This is a genomic window from Arthrobacter silviterrae (assembly GCF_011045165.1).
Lineage (GTDB): Bacteria > Actinomycetota > Actinomycetes > Actinomycetales > Micrococcaceae > Specibacter > Specibacter silviterrae.
The window spans coordinates 128,381-150,306 of sequence record NZ_JAAKZI010000001.1; the positions used below are offsets into that span (position 1 = coordinate 128,381).

Annotated in this window: 22 protein-coding genes and 1 tRNA gene; 6 read left to right on the forward strand and 17 right to left on the reverse strand. The window is 67.0% G+C overall.

The genetic code is table 11. From position 1 onward, the window contains the following. Positions 1–46: 46 nt before the first annotated feature. The 4 genes from G6N77_RS00625 (at position 47) to G6N77_RS00640 (ending at position 4,058) form a co-directional block, all read left to right on the forward strand. Positions 47–1,267, forward strand: a complete 1,221-nt coding sequence (locus tag G6N77_RS00625) for a sensor histidine kinase (protein WP_370875277.1) — start codon at positions 47–49, stop codon at positions 1,265–1,267. Positions 1,268–1,420: 153 nt separating this feature from the next. Continuing rightward, positions 1,421–2,146 carry a LytR/AlgR family response regulator transcription factor gene (locus tag G6N77_RS00630; RefSeq protein WP_165180065.1) on the forward strand — a complete coding sequence of 242 codons (726 nt, stop codon included), beginning with the start codon at positions 1,421–1,423 and terminating at the stop codon, positions 2,144–2,146. After that, positions 2,143–2,562, forward strand: coding sequence for a hypothetical protein (locus G6N77_RS00635; RefSeq protein WP_240901560.1), 420 nt, complete (start codon positions 2,143–2,145; stop codon positions 2,560–2,562). Before G6N77_RS00630 ends, G6N77_RS00635 begins: the two co-directional genes overlap by 4 nt. Beyond that, entirely contained in the window at positions 2,559–4,058 is a 1,500-nt protein-coding gene (locus tag G6N77_RS00640) for a sodium/solute symporter (RefSeq protein ID WP_165180066.1), read from the forward strand. Before G6N77_RS00635 ends, G6N77_RS00640 begins: the two co-directional genes overlap by 4 nt. A 9-nt stretch (positions 4,059–4,067) precedes the next feature. On the opposite strand, the gene G6N77_RS00645 is transcribed toward G6N77_RS00640, so the two are convergent. The 6 genes from G6N77_RS00645 to rpsB all read right to left on the reverse strand — a co-directional run bounded on the left by G6N77_RS00645 (position 4,068) and on the right by rpsB (position 9,585). Beyond that, the gene (locus G6N77_RS00645; protein ID WP_370875276.1) at positions 4,068–4,667 is read right to left on the reverse strand and encodes a DivIVA domain-containing protein; all 600 of its coding nucleotides are present in this window, start codon (positions 4,665–4,667) and stop codon (positions 4,068–4,070) included. A 64-nt stretch (positions 4,668–4,731) separates the two neighbouring features. After that, on the reverse strand, positions 4,732–5,949 hold the full coding sequence (locus tag G6N77_RS00650; protein WP_338083805.1) for a phosphatidate cytidylyltransferase: 1,218 nt from the start codon (positions 5,947–5,949) through the stop codon (positions 4,732–4,734). A 152-nt stretch (positions 5,950–6,101) separates the two neighbouring features. Further along, positions 6,102–6,659: a ribosome recycling factor gene (frr, locus tag G6N77_RS00655; RefSeq protein ID WP_165180068.1), complete on the reverse strand. Its 558-nt coding sequence runs from the start codon at positions 6,657–6,659 to the stop codon at positions 6,102–6,104. Positions 6,660–6,794: 135 nt separating this feature from the next. Further along, on the reverse strand, positions 6,795–7,556 hold the full coding sequence (pyrH, locus tag G6N77_RS00660) for a UMP kinase (protein WP_165180069.1): 762 nt from the start codon (positions 7,554–7,556) through the stop codon (positions 6,795–6,797). A 157-nt stretch (positions 7,557–7,713) separates the two neighbouring features. Beyond that, positions 7,714–8,541, reverse strand: coding sequence for a translation elongation factor Ts (gene tsf / locus G6N77_RS00665; protein ID WP_165180070.1), 828 nt, complete (start codon positions 8,539–8,541; stop codon positions 7,714–7,716). A gap of 147 nt (positions 8,542–8,688) precedes the next feature. Next, entirely contained in the window at positions 8,689–9,585 is an 897-nt protein-coding gene (gene rpsB / locus G6N77_RS00670) for a 30S ribosomal protein S2 (protein WP_165180071.1), read from the reverse strand. A 351-nt stretch (positions 9,586–9,936) separates the two neighbouring features. On the opposite strand from rpsB, the gene G6N77_RS00675 reads away from it, so the two are divergent. Continuing rightward, on the forward strand, positions 9,937–10,518 hold the full coding sequence (locus tag G6N77_RS00675; protein WP_165180072.1) for a M23 family metallopeptidase: 582 nt from the start codon (positions 9,937–9,939) through the stop codon (positions 10,516–10,518). Between the two features lie 48 nt (positions 10,519–10,566). Here the strand turns inward: G6N77_RS00675 and G6N77_RS00680 are convergent, their stop codons facing one another. From G6N77_RS00680 to G6N77_RS00705, 6 genes are all read right to left on the reverse strand, one after another. Next, positions 10,567–11,757, reverse strand: coding sequence for an acyl-CoA dehydrogenase family protein (locus G6N77_RS00680; RefSeq protein WP_165180073.1), 1,191 nt, complete (start codon positions 11,755–11,757; stop codon positions 10,567–10,569). A gap of 270 nt (positions 11,758–12,027) precedes the next feature. Then, positions 12,028–12,101: transfer RNA gene (locus tag G6N77_RS00685), tRNA-Ile, on the reverse strand. A 73-nt stretch (positions 12,102–12,174) separates the two neighbouring features. After that, positions 12,175–13,380, reverse strand: coding sequence for a glycosyltransferase (locus tag G6N77_RS00690; RefSeq protein ID WP_262453832.1), 1,206 nt, complete (start codon positions 13,378–13,380; stop codon positions 12,175–12,177). Between the two features lie 136 nt (positions 13,381–13,516). Then, positions 13,517–14,416, reverse strand: coding sequence for a DMT family transporter (locus tag G6N77_RS00695; protein WP_165180075.1), 900 nt, complete (start codon positions 14,414–14,416; stop codon positions 13,517–13,519). Continuing rightward, complete coding sequence (locus tag G6N77_RS00700; RefSeq protein ID WP_165180076.1) at positions 14,413–15,024, reverse strand: CDP-alcohol phosphatidyltransferase family protein; 612 nt, start codon at positions 15,022–15,024, stop codon at positions 14,413–14,415. Before G6N77_RS00700 ends, G6N77_RS00695 begins: the two co-directional genes overlap by 4 nt. 64 nt (positions 15,025–15,088) lie before the next feature. Next, positions 15,089–15,928: a phage holin family protein gene (locus tag G6N77_RS00705; RefSeq protein ID WP_165180077.1), complete on the reverse strand. Its 840-nt coding sequence runs from the start codon at positions 15,926–15,928 to the stop codon at positions 15,089–15,091. A gap of 351 nt (positions 15,929–16,279) precedes the next feature. Between G6N77_RS00705 and G6N77_RS00710 the strand changes: the two genes are divergently transcribed. Then, positions 16,280–17,500, forward strand: a complete 1,221-nt coding sequence (locus G6N77_RS00710; RefSeq protein ID WP_306987460.1) for a multidrug effflux MFS transporter — start codon at positions 16,280–16,282, stop codon at positions 17,498–17,500. Here G6N77_RS00710 and G6N77_RS00715 read toward each other — a convergent pair. Genes G6N77_RS00715 through G6N77_RS00735 form a run of 5 tightly spaced genes read right to left on the reverse strand, consistent with a single transcriptional unit; the run spans position 17,466 to position 21,868 of the window. Continuing rightward, positions 17,466–18,188 (reverse strand): RibD family protein, encoded by a 723-nt coding sequence (locus tag G6N77_RS00715; RefSeq protein ID WP_165180078.1) that lies wholly within the window; start codon positions 18,186–18,188, stop codon positions 17,466–17,468. The genes G6N77_RS00710 and G6N77_RS00715 overlap by 35 nt on opposite strands. Beyond that, positions 18,181–19,164, reverse strand: coding sequence for a lysylphosphatidylglycerol synthase transmembrane domain-containing protein (locus G6N77_RS00720; RefSeq protein WP_306987458.1), 984 nt, complete (start codon positions 19,162–19,164; stop codon positions 18,181–18,183). The genes G6N77_RS00715 and G6N77_RS00720 overlap by 8 nt, the downstream gene beginning before the upstream one ends. Positions 19,165–19,180: 16 nt before the next feature. Then, positions 19,181–20,431, reverse strand: coding sequence for a glycosyltransferase family 4 protein (locus G6N77_RS00725; protein WP_205677863.1), 1,251 nt, complete (start codon positions 20,429–20,431; stop codon positions 19,181–19,183). Beyond that, positions 20,428–20,826: a 6-pyruvoyl trahydropterin synthase family protein gene (locus tag G6N77_RS00730; protein ID WP_165180080.1), complete on the reverse strand. Its 399-nt coding sequence runs from the start codon at positions 20,824–20,826 to the stop codon at positions 20,428–20,430. The genes G6N77_RS00725 and G6N77_RS00730 overlap by 4 nt, the downstream gene beginning before the upstream one ends. A 4-nt stretch (positions 20,827–20,830) precedes the next feature. Further along, entirely contained in the window at positions 20,831–21,868 is a 1,038-nt protein-coding gene (locus G6N77_RS00735) for a zinc-dependent alcohol dehydrogenase (protein ID WP_165180081.1), read from the reverse strand. Between the last annotated feature and the right edge of the window lie 58 nt (positions 21,869–21,926).

Genomic DNA, 21,926 nt, shown 5'->3' on the forward strand with positions numbered 1-21,926 from the left:
CATCCGCAGCCCCTGGCGATAGGGTTTGTCCATGCCCTTCCCCGCCCTGAGTGACTCCACGCTCCTGCTCATTACCGCCATCGGCGTGGTGGTGGCCGCCCTGGCCATTGTGGCCGCCGTGGGATTCCGGCTCTCGCAATCACACCGCGAGCTGGGCACCGACGCCGAGCGCGCCACGTTTCGGGCCCTGCATTCGGCGGCAGCTGCCGGGGCCCAGCTGCGCAACGGACTCGAGCCGGTGGGTGCGCTCAAGGCGAGCAGGCAGTTGCGCGCCCTTCTGAACTGCGCCTCCTTCGCCATGACGGACGACTGCCAGCTGCTGGCCTGGGACGGCGCCGGGCCGGCCGCCAAGGAACCGGATTCGACGGCGGTCATGGGGCTGGCTGCCCGGGCCCTCGGCAGCGGCCGCACCCAGGTGGCCGTGCTGGACTCCACGCTCCGGGAGTCGCTGGGCCTGCCGGAAGCCGATTCGGACCTCAAGGCGGCGGTGATCTGCCCCATCAAGGTCAACTCGCGTGCCGTGGGCACCGTGATCATACTCAGCAAGGCGCCCAGCGCCGGGCTGGTCAGGGCCACCAATGAGGTGGCCGGGTGGGTGTCCGCCCAGCTGGAACTGACGGAACTCAGTGCCTCGCGCACAGCCCTGGCGGAAGCGGAGGTGCGTGCCCTGCGCGCCCAGATCAGCCCGCACTTCATCTACAACTCGCTCAACGCGATCGCCTCCTTCATCAACACCGACCCGCAGCGCGCCCGCGAACTGGTGCTGGAATTTGCCGATTTCACCCGGTATTCCTTCCGCCGGCACGGCGACTTCACCACCCTGGCCGAGGAACTGCGCTGCATTGACAGGTACCTGCTGCTGGAGAGCGCCCGTTTTGGGGACAGGCTGCAGATCAACCTCCAAATCGCCCCCGAGGTCCTCAGCACCGTGATCCCGTTCCTGAGCCTGCAGCCGCTGGTGGAAAACGCTGTGCGGCACGGCCTGGAGGCCAAGGTGGGCCGCGGGCTGGTACAGCTGTCGGCCCGGGACCTGGGCGCCTATACGGAGGTGACGGTGGAGGACGACGGCGTCGGCATGGACCCCGAGCAGCTCCGCCTGCTCCTGGCCGGGCAGCGCGACGGCACCCACGTGGGGCTGCGCAACGTGGACGCCCGGCTCCGGCAGGTCTACGGCGACCAGCACGGGCTGACCATCGACACCGCCGAGGGCCGGGGCATGCTGATCACCATGACAGTGCCCAAGAACCAGCCCGGCCACGATGCCTGAGGGTGCCCCTCGGCTGGGGCCACGCGCCCGAGGGACCCAAGCGGCAGGCGCGCCAGCGCCTCCCGCTTGGGAGGGCGTGGGGACTAGCGCCTTCGCGCCCTCCCCACCGCTCGCAAGCTCGCGTGGGGCCCCTCGGCCGCTAGGCTTAGGCCCATGATCACTGTCCTTGTTGCCGACGACGAGCTGCCTGCCGTCGAGGAACTGGCCTACCTCCTGGGCCGGGACCCGCGCATTGGCACCATCCACCGGGCGTCCGGCGGCGCAGGGGCCCTGGCGGTGTTGTCGACGGAAGCCGTTGACGCCGTCTTCCTCGACATCCACATGCCCGGACTGTCCGGCCTCGAGCTGGCCCAGGCCATCAACCGGTCCGCCAGCCCGCCCGTCGTCGTGTTTGTCACGGCCGATGACGAGCTGGCCCTGGAAGCCTTCGACCTCGCCGCCGTCGACTATCTCCTCAAACCGGTCCGTCCGGAGCGGCTGGCCAAGACGGTGGGGCGCGTCGCGGAACTTGTGGCGACCCCGGCAGCCGCTGCCGCCGTGGAGCTGATCACGGTGGACCAGGGCGGGGTGAGCCGGGTCATCCGCCTGGACGAGGTCCGCTTTGTCCAGGCCCAGGGCGACTACGCCCGCCTCCACACGGCCGAGGCCAGCTACCTGGTCCGGGTGCCGCTGGCCGACTTGGAACGCCGCTGGTCCGGGTCCGGCTTCCTGCGGATTCACAGGTCCTACCTGGTCTGCATGCCCTTCGTCACGGCCTTGAAGCTGAGCTCCGCCAAGCCCACGGTTTCCGTCTCCAATGCCGACCTCCCGGTGAGCCGCCGCCACCTCCCGGCCCTGCGCGAACGCCTGCAGGCCACCCGGGTGCGGCCGTCCCCATGAACGACGACGGCGTCCCCGAGTCCCAGCCGGTGCCCCCTGCCGCCCCTCCCGCCGCAGGGCGCGTGCGCGTGGTGGCCCCCGGCAGCCAGGCCCGCCACCTTCCGGAACTGACCAGCGTGTCGCAGGAAGTGGCCGAACAGTCCGCCGTGGGTGAGGTGATGGTGCGGTCCCTGATCCGCTCCCAGCTGCGGCTGTCGCTGGTGGTGGCCTTCGGCTTCATGGCGGCCCTGTTCATCGGCACCATGGTGCTGCGGTGGGTCCCGGGCTTTTCGGCCTGGCGGATCCTGGGCATTCCCGCCCCGTGGCTCATGCTGGGCGCCGGCGTCTACCCCGTCATTGGCGCCTGCGCCTGGCTGTACGTGCGGGCCGCAACCAAGAACGAAAACCAGTACCGCGACCTGGTGGAGGAAAAGTGAACCCCGCCGTCGGCTTCACCGCCGTCATTGCCGTTTCCGTCATCACCGCGCTGATCGGCATCTACGGGCTCCGGGTCTCACGGACCACGAGTGATTTCTATGTGGCCTCCCGCACCGTGCGGCCGTGGTGGAACGCGTCGGCCATTGGCGGGGAGTACCTGTCGGCGGCCAGCTTCCTCGGCATCGCCGGCCTCATCATGATCTCCGGCCTGGATGCCCTGTGGTTTCCCATCGGCTACACCGCCGGCTACCTGATGCTGCTCTTTTTCGTCGCGGCCCCGCTGCGGCGTTCGGGCGCGTACACGATTCCGGACTTTGCCGAGGCCCGGCTCGGGTCCACGGGCGCACGCCACGTCACCAGCATCCTGGTGGTCATGGTGGGTTGGCTGTACATTGTGCCGCAGCTGCACGGCGCCGCCCTCACCATCAGGACGACGACGGGGCTGCCGTCGTGGGTGGGTGCCGTGGCCGTCGTCGTGATTGTGTGCCTGACGGTCATTACGGGCGGGATGCGCTCCATCACCTTTGTCCAGGCCTTCCAGTTTTGGCTCAAGCTGACGGCCCTGGCGGTGCCTGCATTTTTTATCCTGCTGCTGGTGACCGGAACGGCCGGTACTCTTCCGGGAGGCCCCCTGCCGGCCGGCACCGACTTCTTCCCGCCGTCCGATCCCCTGGGCAGCGGCAGCATGTACACCACCTTGTCGCTGCTGGTGGCGCTGCTCTTCGGCACACTGGGACTGCCCCACGTGCTGGTCAGGTTTTACACCAACCCCGACGGCGCCGCAGCCCGGCGCACCACGTTGATCGTGCTCGGGCTGCTGTCAATTTTTTACCTGTTCCCCACCATTTTCGGCGTGCTGGGCAGGGTTTTCCTGCCGGGCCTGGCCAAGGAAGGCACCCCCGACGCGACGGTGCTGCTGCTGCCCGGCGCGCTGGTGGGCGGAATGGGCGGGAGCCTGCTGACGGCGCTGGTGGTGGCCGGCGCCTTTGCGGCGTTCCTGTCCACCACGTCCGGGCTGGTGGTTTCCCTGGCGGGCGTCATCAGCCAGGACCTGCTGGGAGGCAGCGTCCGCGGTTTCCGGATCGCTGCCGTGGGCGCCGCAGTCGTGCCCCTGGTGGTGGCGCTGGGCACCGACTCCCTGGCACTGGCCGGCACCGTGGGGCTGGTGTTTGCCTTCACCGCGTCCACCGTGTGCCCCCTGCTGCTGCTGGGCATCTGGTGGCGCGGCCTCACAGACGCCGGCGCCGTGGCCGGCATGGTGGTGGGCGGCGTGCTGTGCGGGGCTGCGATCATGCTGGCTGCCCGGGTCGGGGTGGATTCGGGCTGGCGGGACGTCCTGGCCCAGCCGGCGGCCTGGACGGTGCCGGCGTCGTTCATCACCATGGTGCTGGTGTCGCTGGCCACGCCCCGGCGCCGCAGTCCGGGGGCGGCCAGGTTCATGTCAAAACTGCATGTGCCGGAACGGCCGTTGGCGCACCCGGGGCCGTCGCGCTAGGGCCGGCTGCTACTTGTCGGCCGGCGTGTCGATGGACGCCATGAGCTCCACCACACGGTCCAGGAACGCGTCGACCTGGCTTTCCTCATACCCGGCCGGGCCCTTGGCGGGGGAAAAGACTGCCCGGCGGACCACGTCCACGCTGAGCTCGCCGTTGTCTTCAATGTAGGTGAGCAGCTCGTGGCAGAGCAGGTCAACATCCTCGATGCTGTAGCTCTGCGCGTTCCGGCGGGCCGGGCGGCGGAAGCGTTCGCCGTCGGGCCGGTGCAGCCTGCCGCGCAGCACTGCGGCCGTCTTGCCGATCTTGAGCATCCAGGCCTTTTCGCCGTCGGCCTTGATCAGCAGCTCCTTTTCGCGGAGCACAAATTCGTCCTCGATGCGGTCCATGGCGGCGTCCACGGCCTGCGCGTTGTAGCCGCCCCGGGCGGGTTCAAACGACGCCGTGCGGACGTCATGGCTGGTGATGGGCGTGTCGGCCGTGTTGGAGTTGAGAAAGTAGGCGCGGGCACGGTCCAGGAACACGTCAACCTGCTTGACGTTGTAGCCAATTTCCTTGGGGCCAACCAGCTTGAACTTGGAGTTGGTGCGGGTCTTTTCTTCCACGGTCACAGTCATTCCTAGAGGGTTTTGCATTCTTGGACGGAAACGGGGGGCACGGGCTGTTTGATGCACATCATAACTGGCCCAATATGCTGAAGATGGCATAGGCCACGGGAGCCGCGAACAGGATTGAATCCAGCCGGTCCATGACGCCGCCATGGCCCGGCAGCAGGTTGCTCATGTCCTTCACGCCGAGTTCACGCTTGACCATGGATTCGGCAAAGTCGCCGCCGGTGCCGGCCAGGACCATCCCAATGGCCAGGGCGAGCCCCACCCACCAGTGCTGGTCCAGCAGGAAAACAGTGGCCGGGATGGCCACCAGGGTGGCTCCCCCCATCGAACCGGCGAACCCCTCCCACGACTTCTTGGGGCTGATCTGCGGGGCCATCGGGTGCTTGCCGAACAGCACGCCCACCAGGTAGCCGAAGGTGTCATTGGCCACCACCAGGATCAGCATGATGACCACTTCAACAACGCCGGGGTTGATGTTTCCCAGGTCCGGGGTCAGCCCGAGGGTGGGTCCGGTTGTCCCCCGCAGCATCAGAAAGACGAAGCTGAGCAGGAAAGGAATCCACAGGAGGGAAAAGACTCCGGCCACGATGCTTTTCACGGCGCCCGGCTCCGAGTCCAGGGACCGCCACAGCAAGGTGGCCCCCGCCGTGGCCACGAGGGCAAAGAGCAGGCCTTCCGAACCGGCAAAATAGGCCGACGCCGGCATGGCCAGGGCGCCAATCATCACGGGGGTCAGGGGCGTCTTGATTCCCCTGCGGGCAATGGCGCGGGAGACCTCCCAAACGCCGACAGTGGAAAAGGCCGTGGCCACGATGACGAAAGCCACGGGGAAAAAGAGCAGGCTGCCCAGCACCAGGACCAGCAGGGTGACGCCCACGCCGACGGCGGCGGGCAGGTCGCGCCCGGCCTTGGGAGTGCGCTGCGGCTTCCCGGCCGACACCTCGTCCGGGATCGCCGCAACTGGTCCCACGGGCAGGGGAACTGCGGGCACGGGGACTGCGGGCACGGGGGCTGCGGGCACGGGCACTGCGGGCCGCTGGCGGGCGGGCGCCTTGGGTTTGGATGACTTGGGTTTGGGCGCCTTGGCCTTCGATTCGTGGGCCTGCTGGGCCGGCACTGGCGCCGCCGGTGCCGGCACAGGCTTGGCAGCCGGTGCAGGCACGCCCGGTGCATTTGCCGCCGGAGCACCCGGTGCAGGAGCCGCCGATTCAGGCACGACGGCGCCCGCCGTCGTCGGGGGTCCTGACAGCTTGGCTGCCGGCGTGTTTTCGGGCACCACAACGGGAATCAAACCCGTCAATTCAGCAACGCGCCGGGCTTTCCGAGTGGGAAATTGGTAGGCGGCGGGCTCCGCGGCGGCATCCGCTGCTGGGCTGGGAGCGTCCGGCCCCTCCCCAGGGGAACCGGCCGGCGCGGGCTGGGGGTCGTTCATCAGACTTCGAGAAGCTCGACTTCCTTGCGCTTGAGCAGCTCGTCCACGGTGTCCGTGTGCGCCTTGGTCAGGGCGTCCAGTTCCTTCTCGGCACGGGCACCCTCGTCTTCGCCGGCGTCGCCGTCCTTGACCAGCTTGTCCAGCTGTTCCTTTGCCTTGCGGCGGATGTTGCGCACAGAGACCTTGGCGTCTTCCCCCTTGGTGCGCACCAATTTCACATATTCCTTGCGGCGCTCCTGCGTCAGCTCCGGCATCATGATCCGGATGACATTCCCGTCATTGGACGGGTTCGCGCCCACCTCTGAGGAGCTCAGGGCGCGTTCAATTTCATGCAGCGCGGACTTGTCGAAGGGGGTGATCAGCAGGGTGCGCGCTTCGGGGACGGCAAAGGAGGCCAGCTGCTGGAGCGGGGTGGGCGCCCCGTAGTACTCCACCATGACCTTGGCGAACATGGCAGGGTTGGCGCGTCCGGTCCGCACTGCGGAGAAGTCTTCCTTGGCGACCTCGATGGCCTTGTCCATCTTGTCTTCTGCCTCGAACAAGGTTTCTTCGATCACGTCTGTCTCCCTCAACAATTTGGTGTACACAACTCATCCACGGCGCGTGCACGTGGCAATCCTGAAACCATCCTACCGTGGGATGGCCGTGGGATGAGGACGACGCCGGGCCGTCACCGCGCGCCAAATGGCCTCCTAGGGTGTGACCAGGGTGCCCAGTTCCTCGCCCAAAATGGCCCGTGCCACATTGCCCTGCCCCTGCATGCCAAATACCAGCATGGTGACGTTGTTGTCCCGGCACAGGCTGAACGCCGTCTGGTCCATGACGCGAATGTCTCGGGCCATGGCTTCGTCGTAGCTGAGGTGGTCAAGCTTGACGGCTGTGGGGTCCTTCTTGGGGTCCGCGGTGTAGACGCCGTCCACGCCGTTTTTGGCCATCAGGACCACGTCGGCGTGGACTTCCAGCGCACGCTGGGCGGCCACGGTGTCGGTGGAGAAGTAAGGCAGGCCGGCGCCGGCACCGAAAATGACCACGCGGCTCTTCTCCATGTGGCGGATGGCCCGGCGCGGAATGTAGGCCTCGGCCACCTGGCCCATGGTGATGGCGCTTTGCACGCGGGTGTCAACGCCTGCCTGCTCCAGGAAGTCCTGCAGGGCCAGGCAGTTCATGACCGTTCCCAGCATGCCCATGTAGTCGGCGCGGGAGCGGTCCATTCCCGAGGCGGAGAGTTCCGCGCCCCGGAAGAAGTTTCCCCCGCCCACCACGATGGCAACTTCCACCCTGTCCACCGTGCTGGCAATCTGCTGGGCGATGTCGCGGATGGTGGCGGGGTCAACGCCGAGCTTGCCGGCACCAAAGACCTCCCCGGAAAGCTTGAGCAGCACACGGCGGCGCTTGATGGTGCCTGAGGGGTTGTGGGGAACGTCCTGCGTGGTGTCGGGGGTGTTCGTTGTCATGTCGCCTTCCATCGGGGCCGGCAGCCTGCAGCTGGACGGCGTTCCCTCAATGCAGTTGTGTTCGGTGCGTCTCAAATCCTATCTGACGCGGGGCGCAAGAAAGGGGCAGCCGACCATGGCGGCTGCCCCTTCTTCGTCACATCAGCAGTTTGCTGCTTTATGCCCCAACGCGGAAGCGGGCAAAGGCAACAGGCTTGACGCCGGCGTCGTTCAGAACGGTGCCAACACTCTTCTTGGCATCCTTCGCGAAGGACTGGTCCACCAGCACGATTTCCTTGAAGAAGCCGGTCAGGCGGCCTTCAACGATCTTCGCCATGGCAGCTTCGGGCTTGCCTTCAGCTTGGGCAGTCTCGGTGGCGATGCGGCGCTCGTTCTCGACGGTCTCCGCAGCAACTTCCTCGCGGGTGAGGAACGTCGGGGACATGGCTGCAATGTGCACGGCAACGTCGTGGGCGACTTCCTGGTTGTCGCCGTCGACCGCGAACAGCACGCCGACCTGGGCCGGGAGGTCCTTGGACGTCTTGTGCAGGTAGGCGTCAACCGTGGCACCCTCGACGCGGGCAATGCGGCGAATGGCAACCTTTTCGCCCAACAGCGCGCCGGCTTCAATGACAGCCTCGGACAGCGGCTTGCCGTCAAGGTCTGCGGCCAGCAGGCTGTCGACGTCGGAGACGCCTGAAGCCAGGGCGGTGGCCAGGACCTTGTTGGAGAACTCGATGAACGGGGCAGCCTTGGCCACGAAGTCGGTCTCGCAGTTGACCTCAACCATGACGCCCACGCCGTTTTCAGCCTTGGCGGCAACCAGGCCCTCAGCCGTGGAACGGCCTTCGCGCTTGGTGGCACCCTTGAGGCCCTTGATGCGGATGAACTCCATGGCCTTCTCGGCGTCGCCGTTGGCCTCGTCGAGAGCCTTCTTGACGTCCATCATGCCAGCGCCAGTGCGCTCGCGCAGAGCCTTAATATCAGCGGCGGTGTAGTTCGCCATATGAACCCCTCAGTGTAGATTTTTGCGTATTTTGACTTGCTTCACTGAACTCTGGCAGGACCGCTGCGCCTTGTGGGCGCCGCGATCCTGCCAGCGTCTAAGTCCTCAGTGCGGCGGCCGGTTGACCCGCCCGCCGTGGAGTCGGAATTACTTTTCGGTTGCAGCTTCTTCAGCGGCGGCCTCGGCCGGAGCCTCTTCGGCAACCGGAGCAGCCTCGGCGGCAGGGGCCTCGACAGCAGCTTCGGCCGGAGCACCAGCCTCTGCCGGAGCAGCGGCGGTGTCGCCTTCGAGAAGCTCGCGCTCCCACTCGGCCAGCGGCTCAGCCGCAGCTTCTTCACTGCCCGTTGCCTTGGCGTTGCGGGCGATGAGGCCCTCGGCAATGGCGTCGGCGATCACGCGGGTCAGCAGCGCAACGGAGCGGATGGCGTCGTCGTTGCCCGGGATCGGGAAGTCGACGTCGTCCGGGTTGCAGTTGGAGTCCAGGATGGCAACAACGGGGATGTTCAGCTTGTGGGCCTCGTCAATGGCGAGGTGCTCCTTAGGGGTGTCAACAACCCAGATCAGGGACGGTGCCTTGGTCAGGTTGCGGATGCCGCCGAGGTTGGTCTGCAGCTTGGTGAGCTCACGCTTGAGGAGCAGGAGCTCCTTCTTGGTGTGGCCCGAGGAGGCAACGTCCTCGAAGTTGATCTCTTCGAGTTCCTTCATGCGCTGGATGCGCTTGGAAACCGTCTGGAAGTTGGTGAGCATGCCACCGAGCCAGCGCTGGTTCACGTAGGGCTGGCCCACGCGGGTTGCCTGCTCGGCGATGGCTTCCTGTGCCTGCTTCTTGGTGCCGACGAAGAGCACGGTGCCGCCGTGTGCAACGGTGGCCTTCACGAACTCGTACGCGCGGTCAATGAAGGACAGTGACTGCTGCAGGTCGATGATGTAGATGCCGTTGCGCTCCGTGAGGATGAATCGCTTCATCTTCGGGTTCCAACGACGGGTCTGGTGTCCAAAGTGGACGCCGCTGTCAAGCAGCTGGCGCATGGTTACGACGGGCATGCCGGCGCTCCTTCTATTTCTTTTACGGTTCTTTAGCTTGAAAACCGGGCGAAAAGTGCCGTCCGGCCCTGCTCCTGGCACCCTATTGCGCGTCCATGTCCCGCCGGAAAAGGCGGACCGTATGGGCACAATCCATCCGCAGGACCCAAGAAATTTCCTGGGCACCTCGTCAGGGTGGGGTGCGCGTAGTCAGCATGCAAAGAGCACACTGCTCCCACAATGTTACTACAGTGCCGTGGTGCGGGCTAACCGCCGGCAATGCCCCCTCCACAGGCACCGCACCCGCCGCGGGCGTCCACAAATGTGCGCCGTGCTCCCCCGCCGAGTCCCGGGAGCGCGCATGCTGGTGCCATGGAACTGACCGGGCTGCGAGCAAAACACCACATATGGCTGGCTTCACTGCTGCTTGCGGCACTGCTGCCCCTCCCGGGTGCTGCTGCCGCGCCCAGCCAGCTTCCCGTTTCACCAACGACGGCGGCGCGCCCGCTGCCGGCATCCCTCGCCTGGGGCTGGCCGCTGGCCGGGCGCCCCGTGGTGGTCCACGCCTTTGACCCGCCGAGCCAGCCTTGGCTCTCCGGACACCGGGGCGTGGACCTGCTGGCCCCGTTGGGGGCCGGCATCAAGTCACCGACGGCGGGCGTCATCACCTTTGCGGGGGTGGTGGTGGACCGCCCCGTGCTGACAGTGGCCACCGCCAGCGGCCTGTTGCTCAGTTTCGAGCCCGTGGCGTCCACTCTCAAGCCGGGCGACGCCGTCGTGCAGGGAAGCGTGCTGGGCACCCTGGCCTCCCCCACACACTGCGACGCCGGGCCGCCGGGGCAGGCCAGCTGCCTGCACTGGGGTGTGCGCCGCGGGGACGTTTACCTGAATCCCCTGCAGTTCATTCTCGACCTGCGGCCGTCGGTCCTGCTGCCCATGGACTCCGCGCCCTAATTGGGGGTGGGTGCCGTCAGGAATTGTCCCGCGCGGGGGCGCGACGGCCTACACGATGGCGGAGACGCCCGTGATGGCGCGGCCGGTGACCAGGGTGTTGATCTCGTAGGTGCCCTCATAGGAGTAGATGGCCTCGGCGTCTGCGAAGATCTTGGCCATCTCGTAGTCGGTGACGATGCCGTTGCCGCCCAGCACCGAGCGGCCCATGGCCACCGTTTCGCGCATCCGGGCCGTGGTGAATGCCTTGGCGAGGGCGGACTGTTCGTCCTTGGCCTGGCCCAGGTCCTCCAACTGCGAGAGCCGCACCATCATGCCCATGGACGCGGTGGCATTGCCGAGCATTTTCACCAGCTGGTCCTGGATGAGCTGGAAGGAGGCCAGGGGGCGGCCGAACTGCTGGCGTTCCACCGCGTAGCGGCGGGCCACGTCAAAGGCGGCAAGTTGGAGGCCCACTGCCTGCCAGGCAACGGCCAGGCGGGTGACCTTCAGGACCTTGTTGGTGTCGCGGAAGCTGTTGCCGCCGGCCAGCTTGAAGGCATCCGGGACCACCACGTTCTCCAGCGTGATGTCTGCATTCTGCACCGTGCGCAGGGAGATCTTGTTTTCGATCTTGGTGGCGGTGTAGCCAGCCAATGTGGTGTCGACAAGGAACGCCTTGACCTGGTTGTCGGCAACGTCGCGTGCGTAAATTACCACCCAGTCGGAGAAGGTGGCATTGCCGATCCAGCGCTTGGCACCGTTGAGAATCCAGTTGTCGCCGTCGCGCACGGCGGTGGTGCGGGTGCCGCCGGCCACGTCCGAGCCGCCCAGCGGTTCGGTCAGGCCGAAGGCACCGATCTTCTTCAGCGCGTAGATGTCCGGAAGCCAGGCCGCCTTTTGCTCGTCGGAGGCCAATGCTTCGATGGAACCGGTAAAGAGGCCGTCGTGGACGCCCATGAAGGTGGCGATGGAGGCGTCGGCGCGGGTGAACTCGGCGTGGACAATGCCGGCAAAGACATTCGACCAGCCCTGGCGTCGCACGGGGCTCACCAGGTTGGCCGCCGCCAGCTTGGGGATCAGCTCCATGGGGAATTCGCCGCGGTTCCAGCAATCCACGGCAATGGGCTTGATTTCCTTGGCCAGGAAATCGCGGATCTCCTGCAGGCGTTCACGCTCGGCAGCGGAGAGCAGCTGCTCAAATCCGAAAAAATCGCCGTCTGCATAGGGGAGGTTGTTGGGGTCTGCGGCGGCCTGGGGCATGGAGAATCCTTTGCTGGTTCACTTCGTTCATGGGGATCGATTTGGCACCCGGCCAAATAAGTTACTGATGAGTAACTTACCGCATTTGGGTGGCGCGGACAACACCCGAGCCGCCGGGCGGGCCGCGAATTCCCCTCGAGACAGCAGCGATGGCGACTTAGGCCTGCGTTATGTCGCCATCGCTGCATACTGACCGCGTAGTCAGTGCCGCACAGGCCAGATGGGCACAAAAAAATCCCCGGAATCGTTGAGATTCCGGGGATTTACACGTAGGGCCACTCGGACTTGAACCGAGGACCTTAGGATTATGAGTCCCGCGCTCTAACCAGCTGAGCTATGGCCCCGTGCAGCGTGCCCTCCCACGGCGCCGTTAGGGCTTCGGGGGAAAGCACATCCACAATACTAGTGGGTCCGGCGTCAGACCGCGTGATCCTCGTAGCTGCCGCCCCGATAAATGTCCTCGAAGGTGTCGAGCGTCTTCTTCAGTCCGTGGCGGGCCACCATGGCGTGGCTGGCCGCACCCATTGCCGCACGGTCTTCCGGGGAAAGCCGCATGACCGTGGTGATTTTCGCGGCGAGGTCATCACTGTCATTGGGCGTGAACAGGTAGCCGTTGACGCCGTCTTCCACCAGGTGCGGCAGGGCCATCGCGTTGGCCAGTAGCACCGGAGTGGAGGCACTCATCGCCTCCAAAGTCACCAGCGACTGCAACTCGGCGGTACCGGGCATCACAAACAAGTCAGCCTTGAGGTACACGTCGCGCAGTTCAGCATCGCTGATCAGACCCGTGAAGCTGACGCGGGAGGAGAGCCCGAGCCTTTCAGCCTGGGCCTTAAGCGCGGACTTGACCTCGCCGCCACCCACCACCACCAGGTGCAGGTTAAGGTCCGCAGGCGTCTTGGCCAGCGCATCAATGAGCACATCGATGTGCTTTTCCTCGGCCAGCCTCCCCACGAACGCCACGGTCGGGTACGGGTTGCGCTCCAGGACTTCCCCGGGCGCCAGCTCGTAGTTGCCCACCTCGATGCCGTTGGACAGCGGCAGCACCTTGCGCAGGAATGCGTGCTGGTGCATGGCCTTGGCAGCAAGGGGCGTGGGGGTGGTCACCACGTCGGCCCGGCTCATGACCTTGCCCATGTCGCGCCAGGAAACCCGGCCCACAATGTTTTTGAACCACTGCGGGAAGGGCAGGAACGGGTTCAGGTTCTCCGGCATGAAGTGGTTCGTGGCCACAATGCGGATCCCCCGCCGCTGGGCCTCGTACACCACGTGCTCGCCAATCATGTAGTGGCTCTGCACGTGCACCACGTCCGGCTTGATCACGTCAAACAGGGCGGTGATGTCCTTCTTGATTTCCCATGGCAGGCACACCCTGAAGTATTCGTGCGTGGGCACGGGCCGTGAGCGCAGGCGGTGCAGCGTGGCTTCCGGGTGCTTCTCCGTGTACATGGGCCCGCCGTCGGGGCGGAATGTCATGACATGGACGTCGTGGCCGCGCGCCGTCATGCCGGTGGCCAGCCTGAAGCAGAATTGTGCCGCGCCGTTGATGTGCGGCGGATAGGTGTCAGCGGCAATCAGGATTGTCAGCGGCTTCTGCGGGACCGCGCCCGGGGTGGATGTCACGGATATTGCTCCTGGTGGCTTGGTTGGCAGCCGGACGTGACCGGTGCCCAACGCGAGGCAACCGCAGGGGTTCCCAACGCCGTCGTACGTAGTGTCTGGAGGTTCCCGGAAACTGCGGGATCCATGGGGTGGTGCCTTATTTGCGCTGCTCCCTCTTGGCATCCGCCCGGCGCTTGACCACGTCCGGATGGTGCCTTGACAGCGCAACCACACCCACGATAGCAAGCAAAGCCGCGCCGGCCATGGATATCGCAACCACGGGCGGCACATCGGGACGAAGCTCACCGAGGATGGTGATGCCGATGGCAATGCCCACGATGGGGTCGATCACCGTGAGGCCGGCGATGACCAGGTCCGGCGGCCCGCTGGCGTAGGCGCTCTGCACAAACCAGCTGCCCAGCCCGCCCGCGGCGGCGATGGCGATAACGGAGTACCACTGCACGTTCAGCAGGAACAGCCCGTTTGGGTCGAACACCTGCTTGGAAATGATGCGGGTCAGCACGGCGACAAAGCCGAAGAGCACGCCGGCGCCAAGAATGTGGAAGAACGCCTTGATCCGGTGCTTGAACAGGGCCAGGATGCTGCCAAACACCACGATGGTGATGGCCAGCAGCATCACCACCGTCAGCTCCTCCTCGGCCAGGACATGGGTGTTCTCGCGGACCACGTTGACTGCCAGGAGCACGAAAAGGGCACTGCCGCTCACGCAGGCGGAAATGGCGACGACGGTGGCACGGTTGAGCCGGATGCCCTGGTCGCGGGAGTTGACGATGGTGGTGATCACCAGGGCGATGGCGCCAATGGGCTGGATGACGGTGAGCGTGCCCAGGGTCAGGGCCGTGACGTTGAGCAGCATGCCGGCACCGAGCAGGAGCAGCCCCAGCACCCAGCGCGGGTTGCGCAAAAGCCGCAGGAACCCCGAACTGCCCAGGGCCAGCCCGCCGGTGTTGCTTTGCACGGCGCTGCCTTGGCGTTGTGCTCCGAATGCCAGGAAAAATGCCCCGGCGACGGCGCACGCCACCGCAAGCCACATCATGGGCGCCCCGCGGCAGGATTGGCCGGGTGGTGGAGTTCCCGGTGCTTGGCCAGCAGTGCCCTGAAGTAAAGGACAAACGCAATGACGTGCATCACCATGGCGGCAACAAGGATGATCCAGGCGGCAATGCGGGTCCCCTCCGAGTCAAGGGCCTCGGCCAGCAGCAGCAGCGGCGTGCCAATGAGCAGCGCAGCCGTGCGCGTCTTGCCCAGCATGGTGACCTTCAGGTTCGCGTCCCCGCGGAAGAAATACAGCGTGGCGCCCAGCAGCACCACGTCGGGGATGAGCAGCAGGAGCAGCAGCCACAACGGCAGGATGTGGGCAATGACCAGCGTGATGACGACTGCAACCAGGGCCACCCGGTCCGCCAGGGGATCCATGATGCGGCCCAGCTGGGACGTTTGGTTCAGCTTGCGGGCCACGAATCCGTCTATCCAATCCGTGCAGCCCATCATGGCCAGGACAAAAACGCCCCAGCCATATTCGTGGCGCGCCAACACCAGCCACATGAACAATGGAGTGCCCAGAAACCTGACCACCGTGATGATGTTGGGGAGGGTGAGGATGGCGTCCTGGCTGCTGGGCGGCAGGGGGGCTGCGGCAGGCATGCGTGTCTCCTCTCCCGGGGAAGGAATGGGCCGGCAGGCATTCTCCGGCGGCGAGTTGAGGCGTTTAGTGCTTAAACAACTTTCTCAGCAACACCGCGCAAGCAACGGCCGACACGGCGAAGGCGGCAAGTGGTTTCCATCGCGTTTTCACCGTTTCCACGCCGTGGGTCAGTGCACCGGTGGCCTGGCTGCGCACCTTGTCGCCGGCCTTTTCCCTGGCAAAATCCGCCAGGTGGGAGGCCTGCTTCTTCACATTGGCCTCCGCCAGCAGTTCCCCGCGCACCTCCAACAGGTGCTTGCGCCGGGCAGCCGTGCGCGCAACCAGCTCCTGCTGGCTGGCCTTGGGACCCTGCTCGGCGGCCTTGGACTCACGCTCCGCCTTCGCAGCGGCCGCCTTTGCCTCCTTGGCGGCCTTCTTGGCCTTTTTCTGCGCCGCGGTCAGTTTCGGTGCAACAAGCGTGGAGGCGTCAAAGGCGGTGCCCTCCTTCGCCACACCCAGGTCGTGGCGGATTCCCCGCCACGCATTTTCCGGCAGGGCCGGCAGCAGCGAGCGGACCTTCCTGAATGCGACGAGGGCGGCGATGCCCATTAGCACCAGCAGGGCGGCACACACAATGAGGGCGGACAGCCACAGAGGCACGACGACGGCCAGCCCGGCTATCGCTGCCACCACCAGTCCAATGACCAGCAGCACCAAAAACACCAGGGCCAGCACGGCATAGATGGCCAGCCCGCCCAGCTTGTCCTTCTTTTGGCCCAGTTCCAGCTTGGCGAGTTCAATTTCATCCGTGATCTGGCGCGGCACCAGGCGGGACGCGGTCTTGACGGCATCAACAAGGGTTGATCCCCCGGAGCCGGAGCGCTCATTCAGCCCAATTTGCACGGCTTTGGGTGACACTGCCATGGGACCGCCTCCATATTCTATGGTTTCCCGCCGGTTGCGCCGGACGGGAAATCTGTGAGCGCCCCGTTCAATGGGCGCCGTAGTACTGACAAAATTACCATCCATCGCCACCGCCGGATTCGGGCGGTGCGGAATAGTATGGGGAACGCCCGCGTTATGGCCCCGGAGCCAAGCCGTGGAAATCGTTGCCAATGAATTTCCGGGCCCGTATTTGGTGCCCAAAAACGAATAACATAATTGAACGGGGCCAATGGCAATTCCACCATCATGGGCGCAGCACATTTCCACCCGCCAATGCACCGGCACGCCCCTCCCACCCGCCCAACACGAGCCCCTGCAAGGATTCCCTTCGTGACCCCCACGTCCCACCCCGGCGACAGCCTCTCCCGCCGGCAAAAACTCATCTACGTCCTGGTCCTGGGATTGCTGACAGCACTGGGCCCTTTCACGATTGACCTTTACCTGCCGGCATTCCCCATCATTGGCAAGGAACTGAACGTCAGTGCCACGGCGGTGCAGCTGACCCTGACGGCCACGACCATCGGCTTTGCCGCAGGCCAGCTGGTGGTGGGCCCATTCAGCGACAGGTTTGGCCGCCGCGTGCCGCTGATCCTGGCCACGGCCCTGCACGTGGCGGCATCCATCGGCGCCGCGATGTCCACCGACATCACCATGCTGGGCATTTTCCGCATCCTGCAGGGCATCGGGGCGGCCGGCGGCGGCGTGGTGGCCATGGCCATGATCCGCGACCTCTTTGGCGGCTACCGGCTGGTCCGCATGCTCTCCTACATGTCCCTGGTCAACGGCATGGCCCCGATCTTCGCCCCCGTCATCGGCTCCCAGCTGCTGGGCATAATGGACTGGCCCGGCATTTTCTGGTTCCTGGCTGGCTACGGCGCACTGGTGGTGGTGGCCGCGTTCGTTTTCATTATTGAAACGCTGCCGCCGGAGAAGAGAAAGTCCGACGGCGTGAGTGTCGCCAGCCGCTACAAGGCAGTCTTCGGCGACAGGATTTTTGTGGGCACGCTGCTCGTGGGCGGACTGAACTTCGCCGCCCTTTTCACCTATCTTTCAGCGTCGACCTTTCTGTTCCAAAACACCTACGGCTTCACCCCGCAGCAGTATGGCTTCCTGTTTGCCATCAACTCGCTCGGGGTGGTGACGGGTGTCCAGGTGGCCGCCCGCATCATGCGCCGGGTGGGGCCCCAGTGGGTCATTGCTGGTGCAACGGTGGTGCAGGTGGCCGCCGCGGCCGCGATGGTGTTGTTTGACCAGCTGGGACTGGGGCTGTGGGGCGTCATGGTTCCGCTCTGGTTCTTCATTGCCGCGACAGGGCTGATGTTCCCCTCCGTGCAGGTGCTGGGCCTGGCCCGCAACGGGCGCCAGGCCGGGACGGCCGCTTCCCTGCTGGGCGCAGCAACGTTCGGCTTCGCCGGGTTGATCACCCCGGTGGTGGGCCTGGTGGGCGTCAAGACGGCCACCCCCATGGCCTTGATCATGGGGTGCTCCATCCTGCTGGCCATGGCCGCCCTGTGGCTCATCGTCCGGCCGCGGACGGTTCCTGCCCTTTAGCGCCGTCGAAACGGTCCGAAAGCGCATACCTCAAAAGGACGGCGTTTCCGAGGGGTAGGGTCTCAACGAGCCTGGCGTGACGTCCCGGATTCCATGGGAATGCGGCGTCGCCCACCAGCCGCGGCGCCCGGGAATCACCCACAAAGAACGGTGCCACCACCAGCTGCAGCTCATCGGCCAGGCCGCCGGCCAGGAATTGTGTGTGGACCTGGCTGCCGCCTTCCACCATGAGCCGGCGGATGCCCCGTCCATGCAGGTCCTCGGACACGGCCGCCATCCGCACCGGCGAGCCGGCGTCGACCACCGTGGCGGCCCCGCCCAGCGCCAGCGACATCGCGGGGGCACATTCGCTGGCGCAATAGACCAGCTTTTGCGCGCCGTCGTCGGCAAAAAAGTTGGCCTCCGGATCAAGCCGGCCCGCTCCGGTCACGGTCACCTTGACGGGCGAGCGCGGCTCCCCCCTGGCAGTCCGCTCCCCCGCGAGTGCCTGGCTGCGCACCAGCAGCCGGGGGTTGTCGGCCCGCAAGGTGGCCGCGCCGACCATGATCGCGTCGCAGGACGCCCGGACCGCGTCAACACGGTCAAAGTCGGGGGCATTGGAGAGCAGCAGCCTGTCCTGTCCGGCGTCGTCAATGTAACCGTCCAGGGACATGCAGCAGCTCAACAGCGTATAGGGGCGCTCAGCCAAGGCCGCCTCCGAGCCGTCCGGCCGGCCGTTCAGCCTCCACCGCTTGCCTGCCGGCTGCCCCGGCTGCCCCGACACCGGCACGGGCACCGGCCCGGGCCCCCGCGACAAGCACCAACGCCCCCGGCAGGCAGGAAACCAGGGAAAGCACCCCATAGACCACGGCGGCGCTGACCCCCTGTGCGGCCCCTAGGCCCGCGGCGCTGAAGGCCCAGGCCGCGGCACCTTCACGCGGCCCCCACCCGGCAATGCTGGCAGGCACCGCCATCGCCATCAGCACCAGCACGGCCAGGGGCAGCAGCTGCCGCAGCGGCGCCGTGGACCCCGCCGACCTGGCAGCCATCAGGAAGACTGCCACATACCCGGCCACGGCCAGGAAGGATGCTGTGACCACGCCGGGCCAGGTGTGGCGCGGCAGGAGGCCGCGGCGAACATCCGCCGCAGCCGTGCGCAGGATCCTGGCCCACCAGGACGGCCCGTCTGCCGTCCGCAGCCGCAGGGCGGCGAGTACGACGGCGGCCGCTCCGAGCAGCACCACGGCCGGCAGTGCCACCGCTGTCCGCACTGGCGAAAGCAGCGCCGCGAGCAGGGCCAAGGCCAGCACGCCCTGGACCAGCTGCCCGGCAGCGCGTTCCCAGGCGACGGCGCGCAGCCCCAGCCCCGCGTCGCCGCCGGCCCGCCCGTGGGCCAGGCCGCGGTGGACATCGCCGAGAATGCCCCCGGGCAAGGTGGAATTGAGGAATTGGGCACGGTAGGAGGCGGCCACGGCGGATTTCAGCGTCAGTTCCAGGCCCAGTCCGCGGGCCACCAGCTGCCAGCGCCAGGCGGAACACACCGTTGCGAGGAACAGAACGACGGCGGACGCGGCGAGGACCCGCGCATCCACGGCCGTGATGCCGGCCAGGAACGGTCCCGCGCCGAGGCGCCAGACCAGCACGCCCAGCACGGCGGCACCCGCCAGAGGCTGCAACCACCTCACGAGGGAACGGGACACCTCAGCCACCTCCCACGGATGCGGCCAGGGGCACCGCGTGCCGGCTGCCCACAACTCCATCGCCGCGTCCCGGAGAGCTGTTCCCCGAGGAGCCGTTCCCCGAGGAGCCGTTCCCCGGGGTGCCGGCTGCCGGGGTGCTGGCTGCCAGGGAGCCCGCTGCGGATGAGACGCCTGCGGCGTGCGCCAGGATGGACGAAAGCCTGCGCGCCGCAGCCCGCCAACTGTGCCGTTCCAGGGCCGCGCCCCGTTCCCGGGCGGCGCCCCGGAGCCGGCGTCGCAAGCCGGGGTCGTCCAGCCATGCCTCCAGGCAAGCGGCCAGGGCGGCGGGATCACCGGGCGGCACCAGCAGGCCCGGCAGGCATCCGGAGTCCGTTCCCGCCAATGTTCGTGGGACACCGCCAACGCCGGTTGCGATGACGGGGAGGCCGCGCACCAGGGCCTCGGCGACCACCATGCCATAACTTTCGGTCCGGGAGGCCAGCAGCAATATGTCAGCGGAGGCATACATAGCCTCCAATGCCGCACCCGTGCGCGGGCCAACCAGGTGCACCCTGCCGGCGATTCCGGCGTCGCGGGCGTCCCTGAGCAGGCTGGTGGTGAATCCCGGATCAAGGTCGCACGCCCCCACACAGGTGAAATCCCAGTCCAGGCGTGCCAGGCCGGCCAGTGCTGCGAGGACGGTGTCCTGGCCCTTGGCCTCCGTGACCGCCGCGACGCAGAGCAGGCGGCCGCCGCCGGGGCTCCCCGTCGCAATCCCGGCCCGGTCCGCGCCGGGCTCCACGACGTGGATGTTTTCCGCCGGCACGCCGTGGCCGGCCGCCACCAGCTGGTCCTTCGTCCAGTGGCTGGTGGCGACAATGGCCGTGGCGGCAGCCAGTACGCTGCCGGGGACGGCACTCCCGGGCCTGTGCGCGCGCGGGGAGGTGCCGGCGTCGTGCTTCAAGGATGGAACGGTGTGCGCGAGCACCACCAGGCACAGCCGCCCGGCCCAGGCAGCGGCGGGGGGAAGGGCGGGCAGGAGCAGCCCGTCAAGGAGGACAGTGGCGCCGTCTTCGAGCCGGTCCAGGAGGTCAGCCAGGGCGCGGGCACAGTCGGCGTCCGGCACCGGCCAGGCACCGGGCACGGCATGTTCGGCCACCGTCCAGCCCGCGGCAGCCAGTTCCCGGCTCATCCGCCGGTCGTAGACATTGCCGCCGCTGGGCCTGGCCGGATTGTCAATGCCGCGGGGCACCACCAGGTGGACCGTGCTCACAGCGCCCGCTCATAACTGGCCCAGGCGATGTGGGATTCGTGGAGCGTGACGGAGATGCCGTTGACCAGGAGCGCTTCCGGGCCCAGTTTTCCAGCATGGATGCGTACTGCCAGGCGGTCGGCGACTTCGCGTGCCAGGACCTCGGTGGTGGTGTTGATGCCGGCAAAGGAGGGGTCGTCGTCGAGGTTGCGGTAGCCAAGTTCGGCCACCACCGCCCGCAGCTGTTCGGAGGCTGCCGCAATGTCCACCACAGTGCCGTTGTCGGCAAGCCCGTCCCGCTTGAACGTGGCGTCTATGACGTAGGTGGCCCCGTGCAATTGCCGGGCCGGGCCGAATTCCTCCCCGTGGAAGCTGTGGGCCACCATCAGGTGGTCGCGGACGCTCACGCTGAACATGGCATTACCCGTTTCCGTAGGAGATGAGGTGGCACAGGGCGGGCAGGCTGCCGTCCGCCAGCCGCGGCATGACGGATGGCAGCTCCCGAAACGGCGAGGTGCCGGTGAGCAGCACGTCAAAGGCCGGGTCTCGCAGCAGCTCCAGGGCGAAGGCCAGCCGCTGGGCGGTGCTGCGGTTGCGCCTGCGGGCCGGGGCCACGGCGCCCACCTGGCTGGACCGGATGGCCAGGCGCCCGGCGTGGAAGGACCCGCCCAGGGACAGCTGCACCGGGGTGTCGCCGTACCAGCTCAGGTCCACCACGGAGCCTTCCGGCGCCAGCAGGTCCAGGGCGAGTTGCAGCCCTGACGATGTCCCGCTGGTGTGGAAGGCGATGTCTGCCCCGGCGCCGTCCGGCCAGAGGCTTTCAGGCCCGACGGCGGGCGAGGCGCCGGGCGAATCAGCGGACGTGCCGCCGGCCAGGGCAAAGCGCACGCCCAGGGCCTCGGCCACCGCGGCCTTGCCGGGATCGACGTCGAAAATCACCACCTGCACGCCCAGGACCTGCGTAAGCAGCCGGGCCACGGCGCAGCCCACCATGCCCGCACCGACCACGGCAACCCGGTCCCCCACCAGCGGCGCCGCATCCCACAACGCATTGACGGCGGTTTCCACCGTCCCTGCCAAGACGGCGCGACTGGCCGGGACGCCGTCGGGCACCACGTGCACGGCGGCGGCTGGCACCACATACGCGTCCTGGTGCGGGAACAGGGTGAAGACAGTCCGCCCCAGCAGAGCGGGCGGCCCCTGCTCCACCAGGCCGACGCTGAGATAGCCGTACTTCACGGGACCGGGGAAGTTGCCGTCCTGGAAGGGAGCCCGCATGGCCTGGTGCTGGCTGGCCGGGACGCGCCCGCGGAACACCAGTGCCTCGCTGGCCCGGCTGACACCTGAATACAGGGTCCGAACCAGCACCTCGCCCGGGCCCGGCAGGTGCAACGTCTCGCTGCGGAGCTCGCCCATGCCGGGGGCGCGGAGCCAGAACGCGAGAGCTTCACCGCCCACAGCCTGCGCACCCCCACTCGTGGTCCCGGGCAATCCCTGAGATTGCCCCTATCCTAAT

Bases quoted from the DNA above. Each gene is read 5' to 3' on its own strand.
- G6N77_RS00635 (WP_240901560.1), top strand. From the start codon at position 2,143: ATGAACGACGACGGCGTCCCCGAGTCCCAGCCGGTGCCCCCTGCCGCC.
- rpsB (WP_165180071.1), bottom strand. From the start codon at position 9,585: ATGCCCGTCGTAACCATGCGCCAGCTGCTTGACAGCGGCGTCCACTTT.
- G6N77_RS00680 (WP_165180073.1), bottom strand. From the start codon at position 11,757: ATGCCCCAGGCCGCCGCAGACCCCAACAACCTCCCCTATGCAGACGGC.
- G6N77_RS00730 (WP_165180080.1), bottom strand. From the start codon at position 20,826: ATGTTCAGCGTGAGCGTCCGCGACCACCTGATGGTGGCCCACAGCTTC.
- G6N77_RS00630 (WP_165180065.1), top strand. From the start codon at position 1,421: ATGATCACTGTCCTTGTTGCCGACGACGAGCTGCCTGCCGTCGAGGAA.
- G6N77_RS00700 (WP_165180076.1), bottom strand. From the start codon at position 15,024: ATGCCTGCCGCAGCCCCCCTGCCGCCCAGCAGCCAGGACGCCATCCTC.
- G6N77_RS00705 (WP_165180077.1), bottom strand. From the start codon at position 15,928: ATGGCAGTGTCACCCAAAGCCGTGCAAATTGGGCTGAATGAGCGCTCC.
- G6N77_RS00695 (WP_165180075.1), bottom strand. From the start codon at position 14,416: ATGATGTGGCTTGCGGTGGCGTGCGCCGTCGCCGGGGCATTTTTCCTG.
- G6N77_RS00675 (WP_165180072.1), top strand. From the start codon at position 9,937: ATGGAACTGACCGGGCTGCGAGCAAAACACCACATATGGCTGGCTTCA.
- tsf (WP_165180070.1), bottom strand. From the start codon at position 8,541: ATGGCGAACTACACCGCCGCTGATATTAAGGCTCTGCGCGAGCGCACT.
- pyrH (WP_165180069.1), bottom strand. From the start codon at position 7,556: ATGACAACGAACACCCCCGACACCACGCAGGACGTTCCCCACAACCCC.